A 12,715-nucleotide genomic window follows, 5' to 3' on the forward strand; every position below is an offset into this window, starting at 1 on the left:
CGTCCCCGGTGTTGTCCGGTGGACGAAGTCAGCCCTCGTTCGGTGCCATCGGCCTGGTCCTGTAACGTGCGCCGTCCAGGAAGACGGCCGTGACCGCCGCGCTGGCCTCCTCCACCCCGATGTGGCCCTGGATCACCAGGTTGCCGATGCCCCTGAGCAGTCCCACATAGGCGCCCATCAGGGTCGAGGAGGACAGGTCGGCGCCGAACGTCCCGTCGGCGGCGCCCCGCTCGAAGATCCGATGGAACGGCGGCGCGAGTCGTCCGTTGACCTCGTCGAGCCCGTCCATCCTGCTGTCGAGCACGGCCAGCGCCCGATATTTACCGATCATGGTCATCGCGGCCCTGGTCAGCCTGGCCAGCGCCTCCTCCACGGGGGCGGCGTCGAGGTTGGCGTCGTCGATCTTGCTGAACAGGTCGCTGACGGCCGTCTGGTAGAGCGCTTGGACCAGCGCCTCCCGGCTCGGGAAATACCGGTAGAGCGTGGCACGTCCCACCCCGGCGGCCTTCGCGATGTCCGTCATGCTGGCCGCTTCACCGTATTCCGCGAAAACCGTTGCCGCGATGTCGAGGATCCCGGCCGCGGCGTGCTCGCGCAGGGCTGACCTTCTGATCATTGCCGTCATCATACGTCGCCATCCGATCGCTTGACACCCCATCTCGAAATTGAGACAGTCTGTCTTATCAACGAGACCTGACGTCTTGGACCATCTGGAGAAACGGGCAAGATTCATGGACAATGCGCCAAATTTCGATCCGTCAGGCATGGCCCGGCCTCCCGACGAGGTGGGCACATCGCGGCTTCCCGATGGCGTATCCCGGCGCGGATTCCTGGCCACGTCAGCCGCGGCCGTGGCGGTGGGCGTCCTGCCGGCAGGTCCGCCCAGTGCGCCAGGTCCGGCCGGCCCAGCAGGCCGAGCCGCCGCCACCGCGCACTCCGCCGAGCTCAACCTGACCCTCCGCGTGAACGGCGCCTCCCACCTCCTCCGGCTGGACACGAAGGCCACGCTCCTGGACGCGCTGCGTGAGCGGCTCCGCCTGACCGGTACGAAGAAGGGCTGCGATCGGGGACAGTGCGGCGCCTGCACCGTGCACGTGGACGGCCGCCGTGTGCTCTCCTGCCTGACCCTGGCCGCGAGCGTGGACGGCAGGGCCGTCACCACGATCGAGGGGCTCGCCCAAGGGACGAGGCTCCACCCGATGCAGCAGGCGTTCCTCGACTGCGACGCGCTCCAGTGCGGTTTCTGCACCCCCGGACAGATCATGTCCGCGGTGGCGCTGGTCAGAGAGGGGCACGACGGTTCGGACGCGGAGATCAGGGAGTTCATGTCGGGCAACCTGTGCCGCTGTGGCGCGTACCCGAACATCGTCGAGGCGGTCGGGAAAGGCGGGTCGAGCTGATGCGCGCCTTCACCTACGTCGCGCTCTCCAGCGTGGAGGACGCCCTGGTGGCGGCCGATGACGGCTCGGCGTACCTGGCGGGCGGGACCACGCTGGTGGACCTGATGAAGCTCGACGTCATGGCTCCGAGCGCGGTGCTGGACATCGGCGGGCTGCCGCTGCGCGACATCCGCTACGACACGAGCGGCCTGTACGTCGGCGCGCTGGCCAGGATGAGCGACACCGCGGCCCACCCCATGGTCGCCGACCACTACCCGGTGATCTCCCAAGCGCTGCTTCAGAGCGCATCGCCCCAGATCAGGAACATGGCCAGCATTGGCGGAAACCTGTTGCAGCGCACGCGCTGCGGATATTTCCGCGATCCAGCCACGCCCTGCAACAAGCGCACGCCCGGCAGCGGCTGCCCCGCGCTGACCGGCAACAACCGGATGCACGCGATCCTGGGCACGAGCGGCTCGTGCGCGGCCACGCACGCCAGCGACCTCGCGGTAGCGCTGACGGCTCTCGACGCCTCGGTGCAGCTGCGCGACCGATCCGGCACGCGCACCCTCCGCCTGGAGGACTTCTACCTGATGCCCGCGGACAACCCGCACCTGGAGAACCGGCTGCGGCCGGGCGAGCTCGTCACCGGCGTGACGGTGCCGGTCCTGGCCTGGGCCAAGCGGTCGGTGTACGTGAAGGTGCGGGACAGAAGGTCGTACGAGTTCGCGCTGACCTCCGTGGCCGCGGCGATCGACCTGCGCAACGGCACTGTCGCGGACGCGGCGATCGCGGCGGGGGGCGTGGGCACCAAGCCGTGGCGGCTGCGCGCGGTCGAGAGCGCGCTCAAGGGCCGCCCGGCCCGTCCAGAGGTCTTCGAGCAGGCCGCGGCCCACGCGGCCGAGGGCGCCAGGCCGCTGCCGCACAACGGGTTCAAGCCCGCCCTCCTGCGACAGACCGTCATCCGCGCACTGACCGGACTGGCAGGCCGGCCATGACCAATCGCGTTGACGGTCCCGGCCTGGTGACCGGCGCCGCCCGCTACTCCGGCGACCATACCGTCGAGGGACTCGTCCACGGCTACCTGGTGCTCAGCACGATCGCGAACGGGACCATCCGCACGATGAGCGCCGAGGCCGCACTCGCCGCACCCGGGGTGCTCGCTGTTTTCACGCCGTTCAACCCGCTGCGCTACGCGGGTCCCTGGGCGCAGGGCCCCGGCTATTTCCTCTACGGGCCGAACCGGTTCCCACTGCAACCCGGCGACCGCGAGGTCCGTCACCACGGACAGGTCATCGGCCTGGTCATCGCCGAGACCTTCGAGCAAGCACGGGATGCGGCGGCGCTGGTCGAGACCGCCTACGACGTGAGGCGGCCGAACACGTCCTTCGCCGACGGCATCCCGGACGCCGTCGTGCCGCCCCCGCTGACCGGGCCGCCGGTCGTCGACGTCCTGAACCCCCGGTACGGCTCGATCGACTCCGCGCTGGCCGCCAGCGCGGTCACCGTCCGGGCCTCCTACAGCCAGCGGCCGGAGCACCACAACCCGATGGAGCCCCACACGGCCATCGCCGCCTGGGACGCCGACGGCACGCTGACCGTCCACAGCGGTACCCAGGGACCGCTGCTGCACGCGCAGGAGATCGCCGTCGCGATGGAGATCGAGGCCGCGGCCGTACGGGTGATCAGCACACACGTCGGCGGCGCCTTCGGCGGCAAGGCCAGCACGTGGCCACCGGCAGTGCTCGCGGCCGCGGCGGCCCGGCAGGTGCGCCGCCCGGTCAAGCTGGCGCTCACCCGCGAGCAGCTCTACTCGGTGACCGGCCACCGCCCGGCGGTCGTCCAGGACGTCGCGCTCGGCGCCGCCCGCGATGGCAAGCTCCGCGCGATCAAGCACGACTGCGTGTCCACCAGATCGAAGGTCAGCTCCCTCTACAACGGCGTCAGCGGTTATTCGCTGGGCGTCTACTGCACGCCCAATGTTCACGCGGGCACCCGGGTCGTGACCCTGGACATGCCGCCGGCCACGATCATGCGGGCGCCCGGCGAGGAGGCCGGGTCGTTCGGGCTGGAGTGCGCGATGGACGAGCTGGCCCACGAGCTCGGCCTCGACCCGATCGCTCTACGGCTCGCGAACGACGCCGACCGGCATCCCATCGGCGGCCTGCCGTATTCAAGCAAGCACCTCGCCGAGTGCCTGCAGGTGGGCGCGGCCCGCTTCGGCTGGTCCCACCGCAAGGCGGAGCCGCGCTCCGTGGTGGACGGGGAGTGGCTGGTGGGATACGGCGTGGCGACAGGGGTGTACGGGGCGAACCGGTACGAGATGACGATGCGGATCTCATTCCGGCACGACGGCACCGTGCATGTGGGCGCGGCCACCGCCGATCTCGGTACCGGCATGCGCACCGTGCTGTCGATCATGGCCGCGGACAGCCTCGGCATCCCGCTCGCCCGCGTCGTGTCCTGGCTGGGCGACACCAAGCTCAGCCCGGCCCCGATGCCGATCGGGGCGATGGCGGGCGCCGTGGGATCGGCGGGTAGTTCGAGTGTGGCGCCCGCGGTCAGGGCCGCCGCCAAGGCGGCCACAGACGCGCTGATCCTACGGGCGACCCAGCACGAGCGCTCGCCGTTCCACGGCCTCAAGCCTGAGGAGGTCAGCTACCACGACGGGGTGCTGAGCACGAACGAGCGGAGCATCGGGTTCGGCCCGTTGCTGAGGCTCATGGAGGTGGACGGAGTCACCGCCAGCGGCACCAGCGCCCCCAAGGCGGAGCCGCAGCACGCGATGAGCTCGTTCGCGGCGCACTTCAGCGAGGTCAGGGTCAACCGCTTCACCGGCGAGACGCGGGTGGCCCGGATGGCCAGCGTGGTGGACGCCGGGACGATTCTCAACTCGGCGACCGCGCGCAGTCAGATCATCGGCGGCGTGGTGTGGGGCCTGGGTCAGGCGCTCATGGAGGGCGCCGAGGTTGAGCCCGCGACCGGCCGCATCGCCAACGCCAACTTCGCCGACTACCTCATCCCCACCAACGCCGACATCCCCGATATCGACGTGCACTTCCTGAATTATCCGGACACGATCTTCAATCCCGTCGGCAGCCGGGGGCTCGGTGAGATCGGCACGGTCGGCTCGGCGGCGGCCGTCGCCAACGCCGTCTTCAACGCCACCGGCACCCGCGTCCGCGACCTGCCGATCAGCCCGGAGAAGCTGCTTCCCGCGCCACCTTCGAGGAAGGACTGAGATGGCCCGACCACTGCCCACGGCCCGCACCCGCCCCCTCGATCCGCCGGCAGAGCTGGGCCGGCTCCGCGCGGAGCATCCGATCAGCCGCCTCGCCTATCCTGACGGCCACCTCGGCTGGCTGGTGACCGGCCACGCCGCCGCCCGGGCGATCCTCGCTGACCCCGCCTTCAGCGCCCGATCAGAGCTTCAGCGCAGGCCGGTAGGTGACGGCCCGCGCGAGCCCGCCGGTCCGGGGATCTTCATCAACCTGGACGCGCCCGACCACACCAGATACCGCCGTCTGATCACCGGCCAGTTCACCGTGCGCCGTATGCGCGAGCTGGAGCCCAGGATCGAGCAGATCACCGCCGAGCGCCTCGACGCGATGGAACGCCACGGCCCACCCCTCGACCTGGTCGAATCCTTCGCCCTGCCCATCCCGTCACTGGTCATCTGCGAACTGCTCGGCGTGCCGTACCGCGAACGCGAACGATTCCAGCGGGACACGGCCGTGATCGCGAGCCTGGACGCCACCGCGGAGCAGGCCCGCTCGGCGACCGCCGACCTCGCCCGCCATCTCCACGAACTGGTCCTGCGCAAGCGCGCCGATCCGGCAGACGACCTGATCAGCGGCCTGATCCGCAGCGGCGAGCTGAACGACGAGGAGCTCACCGGCGTGGCGGTCATGCTGCTCATCGCCGGCCACGAGACCACCGCCGGCATGCTGAGCCTCGGCACGCTCGCCCTCCTGTCAGACCCCTCCCAGCAGGCCCGGCTCCGCGCCGACCCGTCACTGACGGGCGGCGCCGTAGAGGAGCTCCTGCGCTACCTGTCGATCATCCACCTCGGCCCGACCCGCGCCGCGCTGAAAGACATCGAGCTGTACGGCGTGCGCATCGCCGCGGGCGAGACCGTGACGATCTCGCTCCCGGCGGCCAACCGGGACCCCGGCCGATTCCCCGACCCGGACGAGCTGGACCTGACCAGGGCGACCGCGGGCCACCTCGCCTTCGGCCACGGAATCCACCAGTGCATCGGCCAGCAACTCGCCCGCGTCGAGCTGCGCGTCGGCCTGAACGCCCTGCTCCGCCGCTTCCCCACCCTGCGTCTCGCGATCACGCGGGAGGACATCGACTTCCGCACCGACTCCATCACGTACGGCGTGCGCAGCCTCCCCGTCACCTGGCACCTTGGAGAAGCGACATGACATCCAACGCAGTGTTGATCACCGGCTGCTCCACGGGCATCGGACGGGCCACCGCCCTCGCCCTGGCCCGCGCCGGGTACCCCACCTGGGCCACGGCCCGGCGGCTGGACACCCTGGCCGAGCTGCGGGCAGCCGGATGCAGGGTGCAGCAACTGGACGTCACAGACGAGGAGGCCATGACGCGGGTCGTACGAGCCGTCGAGGAAGAGCATGGCGCCGTCGGAACGCTGATCAACAACGCCGGGCGTGGCGGGGGCGGGCCGGTGGAGGAGGTTCCGCTCGCTCTGGTGCGCGAGGTGTTCGAGACCAATGTGTTCGGCCTGATCCGGATGTGCCAGCTCGTCCTGCCGGGGATGCGGGGGCAACATTCCGGCACGATCGTCAACCTGGGTTCCGCCGCCGGTCTCGTGACGCCTCCGACCGGATGCCCGTACGCGATGACCAAGTACGCGCTGGAATCGCTGAGCGACTCGCTCCGGCAGGAGGTCGCCCCGTTCGGCGTCAACGTCGTGCTGGTGGAACCGGGAGCGGTGCGGACGGAGTTCATGGCCAGCAGCGAACGGCACAATCCGCGCACCGGCGGCGACGGCCCGTACGAGGGCTTCAAGCACAGCGTGGCCAGGATGGTGGAGCGAGCTCACCGGGAAGGGGCGCGGGACGTACTGAGCGCGGAGGACGTGGCGAAGGTGATCGTCAGAGCGGTCGCCGCGCGACGGCCGAAGGCCCGGTACAAGGTGGGCCCCCAGGCCCGCATCGCCCCACTGGCGAGGCGCCTCGTCGGCGATCGCGGCTGGGACGCGTTCATGCGCCGCATGGTGCCGTTCCCCGTCGACTGACCCGCCGCACCCGGACCGCCGCACCCGGACCGCCTGGCTTGGACCGCCGCACCTGGTGGACCGTTGGGCTGGGGCCCGGGGGCTCGTCACACCGCTTGGGAGTTCGTTTTGTCGCTAACCCTCTATCGCATCGGCGCGTACTGTTCCCGGCAAAGGGAACGTGTCACCGGGATCTGGCTGGTCGTCCTGCTCGTTGCCGGCGTCGTCGTCGCGCGCCTCGACCTTGACCCGCAAGCCCTCGCACTGCCGTCGATCCTGGCCCTGGTCGTGGCCGTCGACTACGGGTTGCGGATCGTGTCCGCACTCCGGCGCGATCCGTCGCCCGACCGGGACGAGGCCGTCGGCAGGGCCATGGGCTCCGCCGGGCCGGGCGTCGTGTGCGCGGCCATGGCGGTCCTCCCCGCGATGGTCCAGCTGGTCATGGCGGGCCAGGGCGGCTTCCTGGTCACGGCGGGCCTGGCCACGTTCGCCGTGGTCCTCGCGGCTGTGCTCGCCGCCGTCACGCTGATGCCCTCTCTGCTGGCGTTCGCCGCTCCTCGGCTCTCGAGGCGGCCGGCGCCCACCGAATCCCGATGGGGCGCGTTCGTCACAGGGCATCCCGCTCCGGTCCTGGTCGCGGGTCTGGCACTGCTTGCTGTCGCGGCCCTCGGCCTGCGGGAGTCGCGGTTCGCGCGACCCGAGACCGAGTTCCTGCCGCTCTATCTGGTGCTCATGCTGATGCTGACGTATCAGCACCTGGCGATGGCGTTCCGGTCGGTGCTGCTCGCGATCATCTCGGTGGCGGGCTACCTGCTGAGCGTCGCGGCCACGCTGGGCCTGCTCGCCATCGTGGTCTCGCGCGGCCCCGCCGGTGCGGACCCACATCCGATGCTTCCCGTTCTCGCGATCATTGTGGTGTTCGGCGTGGCGATGGATCACCAGATCTTCCTAGGCGCCGGGATCCGCTCCACGCTCGCGGACGGCCTGGCCCCCGAGGCCGCCGTCCGGGCCGGGTTCGACCGCTCCCGCCGGGTGATGGCCGTCTCCGCGCTCGTGCTGACCAGCGTGTCGATCATCCTGGTCGCCGGTGGCAAACCGCTGACCGGAACGCTCGGGCTGGGCCTGGCGGCCGGCGTCCTGCTCGACGTGTTCGTCGTACGGATGACGCTGATGCCGGCCGTACTGGCCGTACTCGGCCCGAGGATCTGGTGGCTGCCACGGCCGCTCGAACGCACGCTGGCCCTCGACTTCGACCTGGAAGGCGGAAAACTCCGAGGCCACCCGCGAACTCACCTGTGACGCGGCGAACCGCCGCCAAACCGGCCGGTCGCCTGCTGGAGATCCATATGCCATCGATATTAATGGACACGTACCTGCCTCTGGATCTGGCGCAAACGGATTCGGTAGTGAGGATGGCGGTTATGAAGTCGGTGATCGTCGGGCTCGCCCTCCTCGGCACGTTGCGCCACGGCTGGGAGGACTTCAGGACCGAGCAGCCGCGGTACGTGTCGGGCACGGTGAGCGAGTCAGGTGGGGCGACCCACACCCGGAGGTGTGTCGGCTGCGGCGCGGCAGTTGCTGCCGGTGGCCCGCGTGGGGTTCGCCGCCACGGCGGTGTCCGGGGCAGCGATGTTCGCGGGCGGCGCCAGGGAGATCGCGGGCACCGGCGCCGCGCCGGTCAAGCTGGCCCATCGCCTATACCTGACCCGTCATCCCGTCCGGACCCACCTTCTTGAGCCCCGCAGGAATCGGGAAACCCGCCCACCACCTCGCTGAGCGGTTGGGCGTGCCCGCTGTGCCGGGCATGCGGCAACTCGTCCGGGTGCCGACCGGCACATTTCCCAATCCGATGATGGTGAGATTCCTTGCACGGACACCTGAGGTGCCGACCCGTTTCAGGGGTGTTTTCAGAGCTGTTTCAGGTCCTCACGCAAAGATGGCTTACTACGAATGACCATGACCTGCCGAGGCGGGCGGTGGCATGTAGATGCCCACGCGCGGGATCCTGCGGACGCCCGGCTTGCCGGCCGCCCGCGCTTGGAGATCCGCGCGGCGCCCCCTCGCACGGGACAGGACGCTCGCGAGCTGGCCGCCCGGCTTGGCCACCCGACCGCCGCCCCCTTCACGGTCAGCGAAGGGCGGGCCATCACCGCGATGACCCGAAAATCTCGCTGGGCGCTCGACTCGCCCCTCGCGGACTGAAGCGAATTGCCCCCGCTGCGGGCGGCCGTGCCAGGCCGGTAGCGATCTGCACCTTGCCGCTACAGCGCCGTCACGGACGCGATCGCCGGAGTCTGTCCGCAGTGTCCTGAGGTGCTGGCGGCGCGTTGCGGCCTGAGCCTTTGGAACGTGGCAAACGTCGTGCCGACTAAGGAGGCAGTAGGGCGGCTGGAGTTGGCGGTGGAGATCGAGCTGAGTTCTTGGGTACCGAGCCGGATCAGCCGGGGGAGTGGACCCGGCCAGGTCCTAGCCTGCCGCTCAGCTGTCGCCATGCACGCAGGCGGTGCGAGTCTGACCGGTCGCCCCCGGCCTACCCGAGAAAGCCGGCACATGAGACCCAGATTGGGGGGCGGCAGGAGCCGAATGTACCGCCTTCGCACAGTTTGAAGACGGTGATGCGGCTGAGGTGGGTGGTGTCGGTTCCGCAGCCCCAGCGGGCGCCGTCGGAGTCGACCACGGTCCACTTCTGCAGGTACGTGGTGGCGTATTCAACCCGGACGGCGCGGCCGTCCCGGCTCAGGTCGCAGACCGTGATGTGCTTGCGGTCGGCCGAGACCGTGGCCGAGCCCCAGCCGGCGTCATCCTGCCAGCCGTCAGAGGAACTCGCGGCAGCTGGCGAAGCTGCCGCCTCACTCATGCTCGCCGCCGGGGTCGACCTGAAGGTCGTACAGGAGACCCTCGGCCACGTCTCGTCCACCTTCACCCGCGACACCTACACCAGCGTCTACCCGGAGGTGGCCCGCGCCGCCGCCGAATCCACCGCCGCCTTCATCAACACCGCAGCCGCAGGCGCCCAGACGGCCCGGCTGATCACCCTGCCGAACCACACCTGAGACACCACCACCTGAACCACCGAACCCAGCAGGCCCGCCGATCCTTTCGGCGGGCCTGCCTGTTTGTCCTCAGGGACTGTCGCACAGGTAGCACAGCCGATCGATCTCTAGTCTGCGCTGGATGCGGGCCGAGAGTATCGCTACGAGAACCAGCGGATCTTTTATCTGCTGGTCACCAGCAGCCTGGCGGAGGAGACGAGCCGACTTGGACAAGACTTGGCCGCCCATCAGACCACTGCTGACCAGCAACGCCGTGCAGGCCTTCTGGCTTGATCTTCTGATGGTCATCTCTGGGGTCTGAACTGACGATGACCGCCTAAACGATCTACCGCGTTACACGGTGCGTACACACGAGCAACCACGGAGCAACCGAGCATGATCAACAATGGGAACGAAGGTCGGTGAGAACCGAGAAGCCCCAGGCCGAACGCGGTATTGAAGAGTAGGGCGGGTGGGACTTGAACCCACGACCCACGGATTATGAGTCCGATGCTCTGACCGGCTGAGCTACCGCCCCTGGATTCAGTTGTGTGACGTGCGGCGGGACGTCCGAAGGACCATGCCGAGCCCCCGTGCAAGCTAAGGCTAGAGCATCGGATCCGCTCGTCGTGCCCGGCCGAACGGGAGACAGATCTCCGCCGACATCATTCCATGCTCGGCAACGTTGTTGGAGCCTGACTCGATCATATTCGGGTCTCGGTTTAGGGACGCGTGAAGGCGGGCGAGGTAGGGGCGGGTAGCGTCTGGGCGTGGCCGTGAAGCCGGCTTACGAGACGCATTCCGTCACCGTGGACAACGAGACGGGCATCGCCACCGGCTGGTGAGCTGTCCGAGCGCGGGCGGGCGCTGGCTGTGGAGCTGGGGGTGCGGCGGCGGGAGGTGGACGTCGTGTACGCCTCCGACCTGCGGCGGGCCGTGCAGACGGCGGAGATCGCCTTTGCGGGGAGCGGCAAGGAGGTCAGGCTCGATCGGCGGCTCAGGGAATGTGGCTACGGGATCTACAACGGTGGGCCGGTCAGTGAGGTGGCGGCGCTGCGGAGCAGGCACATCGATACGCCGTGGCCGGGCGGGCAGAGTTATCGGCAGGTCGTGGCGGAGATGGCGGGATTTCTGCGGGATGTGATGGAGCAGTGGCAGGGGTGCGTGGTGCTTCTGGTGTCGCACTCCGCCAATCGGTGGGCGTTGCAGAATCTGCTGGACGAGACTTCCCTGGAGGAACTGGTCGACGCGCCGTTCGAGTGGCGGCCGGGGTGGGAGTACGGCCTGGCGTGAAGGGCCGGTTCGGGGAGGGGGCAGAGGGCACGCCCTCCCCGCGAGCCGTCCGGGCCGCGCGGCTGGGTGCGCTCGACGGCCGCCGCCGGGGCCGCGTGGCGGCGCGTGACGGTCGCCGCCGACCATGCCGGACGGCGGCAACCGCGGGAGTTATGGGGTGGTGCCGTAACCCGGGTTCCGTACCAGCCAGTCGGAGTAGACCGGGCTCCGGCGTACCGCGTCCATGTGGACCTGCTTGGCCTGCGCCACCACCCACGCGGCGTCGGGGGCGGTGGGGTGGCGGCCGAGGAGCTGCCGCCAGCGCAGCGGCGCGCCCGCGAGCGGCACCATGACGAGGCCCTGGGCGGGCTGGTGGGTGGCCTGGCACAGCACCACCGCGCGGCCGACCTGGGCGAGGTGTGTGCAGGTGGAGACGTCGGTCTCGTAGATCGTGCCGGGGGTGAACCCGGCACGCGCGCAGGCCGTGGCGAAGCAGTCGGCGAAGCAGCCGTCGCCGGGCGTCACGGCCCAGTGCTCGCCGGCGAGGCCGGCCAGCTCCACCTCCTTCTCCTTGGCGGCCGGGTGATCCTCGCCGACCAGGCAGAACACGGGGTCGAGTGCGATCGACTCCCACGCGAGCGCGCCGGCGGGCGTGCCGGAGTCGCCGCAGGCGCCGGTCAGCACGTAATCGAGGCGGCCGAGTTCGACCATGCTGGTCAGCTCGCGTGCCGACCAGGACGTGTACGTGCTGACCGGGCGCTCCGTGGCCAGCCGGTCGACCAGGCCGCCCAGGATGGGGCCGTTGGTCGCGCCGATGCGGTAGCCGGGGGAGGAGGGGGAGGCGGCGAAACGTACGGCTTCCTCCTGTAGCTCCTGGGCCGCGGGGAGCAGCACTCGTGCCCTGGAGAGCACGAGCTCGCCCAGCCTGGTGGGTCTCGCGCCGTGCCGGTCGCGCTCGAAAAGGGCGCCGCCGAGCCCCCTCTCGATGCGCTTGAGCTGGGCGGTCAGGGCCGGCTGTGCCAGCCCGAGCAGGGACGCGGCCTTGCTCACACTTCCCGCGTCCGCGACCGCGCGGACGATCCTGAGGTGCCTGAGCTCGAGGTCCATAAGGGGAACGTAAGGCGGCGATCTCTTACAAACAATGCCAATATGTCAGGAAATGTGACAGATATTGTCGAGAGCACTGGGGTAGGGGAAGCCCATGACGACGATGGGAATAGACCCGGCGCAGCTCAGCGACGAGGATCTGCTCCGCGAGCTGCGGCAGTTGCACGCGACCCGGAGCGACACGTTCTTCCACGGGTCGGAGGACGCTCTGGCGGTGCACACGTCACGGACGAACGAGCTGGAGACCGAGTACCTCCGTCGCTACCCGGATCGCGAAGTCGATCCGTACCGGTTGAGGGAGGGGGCGAGACAGCGCTCATGATCGAGGCCCACGATGTGCAGGCTCTGTCGGACGTCGACATCCACGTGTACGAGGCGGTGGCGTCACAGGCGGTGGAGCATGGGATGGCGAGTCGGGCAGGGGTCGTGCGGGCGTCCGGACTGACCGAGGAGGAGGTGCGCGAGTGCATCGCGCACCTGATCGAGCAGGGGTACGTGGTGCCCAGGGGAGACGGGTACGCCCTGGGGCCGCACACCTTCGAGGTCGAGTACTAGGAAGTCGCCGCTCTCCATGACCGCGTGCGCCTTGGCGGCGGCGGCCGCACACCTGCCTGGTCGAACGCGGCCGTGTCCGCGGGGGGGCATCCCCGAGCCCGCGATGAACATGCGTCGACGAGCCC

The 12,715-nt window shown here is 69.8% G+C and carries 14 protein-coding genes and 1 tRNA gene; 11 read left to right on the top strand and 4 right to left on the bottom strand.

Features of this window, described 5'->3' with window-relative positions; genetic code table 11:
- Nucleotides 1–28 precede the first annotated feature (28 nt).
- Nucleotides 29–616, bottom strand: coding sequence for a TetR/AcrR family transcriptional regulator (locus tag ACQPWU_RS17735; protein WP_433441341.1), 588 nt, complete (start codon nucleotides 614–616; stop codon nucleotides 29–31).
- 148 nt (nucleotides 617–764) lie between these two features.
- Between ACQPWU_RS17735 and ACQPWU_RS17740 the strand changes: the two genes are divergently transcribed.
- The 7 genes from ACQPWU_RS17740 to ACQPWU_RS17770 all read left to right on the top strand — a co-directional run bounded on the left by ACQPWU_RS17740 (nucleotide 765) and on the right by ACQPWU_RS17770 (nucleotide 8,400).
- Entirely contained in the window at nucleotides 765–1,400 is a 636-nt protein-coding gene (locus tag ACQPWU_RS17740; RefSeq protein WP_433441343.1) for a (2Fe-2S)-binding protein, read from the top strand.
- Complete coding sequence (locus ACQPWU_RS17745) at nucleotides 1,400–2,377, top strand: FAD binding domain-containing protein (RefSeq protein WP_433441345.1); 978 nt, start codon at nucleotides 1,400–1,402, stop codon at nucleotides 2,375–2,377. The genes ACQPWU_RS17740 and ACQPWU_RS17745 overlap by 1 nt, the downstream gene beginning before the upstream one ends.
- The gene (locus ACQPWU_RS17750) at nucleotides 2,374–4,620 is read left to right on the top strand and encodes a xanthine dehydrogenase family protein molybdopterin-binding subunit (protein WP_433441347.1); all 2,247 of its coding nucleotides are present in this window, start codon (nucleotides 2,374–2,376) and stop codon (nucleotides 4,618–4,620) included. Before ACQPWU_RS17745 ends, ACQPWU_RS17750 begins: the two co-directional genes overlap by 4 nt.
- A 1-nt stretch (nucleotide 4,621) precedes the next feature.
- The gene (locus tag ACQPWU_RS17755) at nucleotides 4,622–5,809 is read left to right on the top strand and encodes a cytochrome P450 (RefSeq protein ID WP_433441349.1); all 1,188 of its coding nucleotides are present in this window, start codon (nucleotides 4,622–4,624) and stop codon (nucleotides 5,807–5,809) included.
- Complete coding sequence (locus tag ACQPWU_RS17760; RefSeq protein WP_433441351.1) at nucleotides 5,806–6,645, top strand: SDR family NAD(P)-dependent oxidoreductase; 840 nt, start codon at nucleotides 5,806–5,808, stop codon at nucleotides 6,643–6,645. The genes ACQPWU_RS17755 and ACQPWU_RS17760 overlap by 4 nt, the downstream gene beginning before the upstream one ends.
- A 108-nt stretch (nucleotides 6,646–6,753) precedes the next feature.
- The gene (locus tag ACQPWU_RS17765) at nucleotides 6,754–7,923 is read left to right on the top strand and encodes an MMPL family transporter (RefSeq protein WP_433441353.1); all 1,170 of its coding nucleotides are present in this window, start codon (nucleotides 6,754–6,756) and stop codon (nucleotides 7,921–7,923) included.
- A gap of 255 nt (nucleotides 7,924–8,178) precedes the next feature.
- On the top strand, nucleotides 8,179–8,400 hold the full coding sequence (locus tag ACQPWU_RS17770; protein WP_433441355.1) for a hypothetical protein: 222 nt from the start codon (nucleotides 8,179–8,181) through the stop codon (nucleotides 8,398–8,400).
- 754 nt (nucleotides 8,401–9,154) lie between these two features.
- Here the strand turns inward: ACQPWU_RS17770 and ACQPWU_RS17775 are convergent.
- On the bottom strand, nucleotides 9,155–9,481 hold the full coding sequence (locus tag ACQPWU_RS17775) for a hypothetical protein (RefSeq protein ID WP_433441357.1): 327 nt from the start codon (nucleotides 9,479–9,481) through the stop codon (nucleotides 9,155–9,157).
- Between ACQPWU_RS17775 and ACQPWU_RS17780 the strand changes: the two genes are divergently transcribed.
- The gene (locus tag ACQPWU_RS17780) at nucleotides 9,480–9,677 is read left to right on the top strand and encodes a hypothetical protein (RefSeq protein ID WP_433441359.1); all 198 of its coding nucleotides are present in this window, start codon (nucleotides 9,480–9,482) and stop codon (nucleotides 9,675–9,677) included. The genes ACQPWU_RS17775 and ACQPWU_RS17780 overlap by 2 nt on opposite strands.
- 443 nt (nucleotides 9,678–10,120) lie before the next feature.
- On the opposite strand, the gene ACQPWU_RS17785 is transcribed toward ACQPWU_RS17780, so the two are convergent.
- Nucleotides 10,121–10,194: transfer RNA gene (locus ACQPWU_RS17785), tRNA-Ile, on the bottom strand.
- Between the two features lie 308 nt (nucleotides 10,195–10,502).
- On the opposite strand from ACQPWU_RS17785, the gene ACQPWU_RS17790 reads away from it, so the two are divergent.
- Complete coding sequence (locus ACQPWU_RS17790) at nucleotides 10,503–10,949, top strand: histidine phosphatase family protein (RefSeq protein ID WP_433445230.1); 447 nt, start codon at nucleotides 10,503–10,505, stop codon at nucleotides 10,947–10,949.
- Between the two features lie 150 nt (nucleotides 10,950–11,099).
- Here the strand turns inward: ACQPWU_RS17790 and ACQPWU_RS17795 are convergent, their stop codons facing one another.
- Nucleotides 11,100–12,035 carry a LysR family transcriptional regulator gene (locus ACQPWU_RS17795; protein ID WP_433441361.1) on the bottom strand — a complete coding sequence of 312 codons (936 nt, stop codon included), beginning with the start codon at nucleotides 12,033–12,035 and terminating at the stop codon, nucleotides 11,100–11,102.
- Nucleotides 12,036–12,129: 94 nt separating this feature from the next.
- Between ACQPWU_RS17795 and ACQPWU_RS17800 the strand changes: the two genes are divergently transcribed.
- Together ACQPWU_RS17800 and ACQPWU_RS17805 are read left to right on the top strand one after the other, a co-directional pair.
- Nucleotides 12,130–12,357 carry a DUF6158 family protein gene (locus tag ACQPWU_RS17800; protein WP_360690094.1) on the top strand — a complete coding sequence of 76 codons (228 nt, stop codon included), beginning with the start codon at nucleotides 12,130–12,132 and terminating at the stop codon, nucleotides 12,355–12,357.
- On the top strand, nucleotides 12,354–12,590 hold the full coding sequence (locus ACQPWU_RS17805) for a hypothetical protein (protein WP_433441363.1): 237 nt from the start codon (nucleotides 12,354–12,356) through the stop codon (nucleotides 12,588–12,590). The genes ACQPWU_RS17800 and ACQPWU_RS17805 overlap by 4 nt, the downstream gene beginning before the upstream one ends.
- The last annotated feature ends 125 nt before the right edge of the window (nucleotides 12,591–12,715 follow it).

Origin of the sequence: Nonomuraea sp. CA-141351, assembly GCF_050944675.1 — a bacterium.
Lineage (GTDB): Bacteria > Actinomycetota > Actinomycetes > Streptosporangiales > Streptosporangiaceae > Nonomuraea.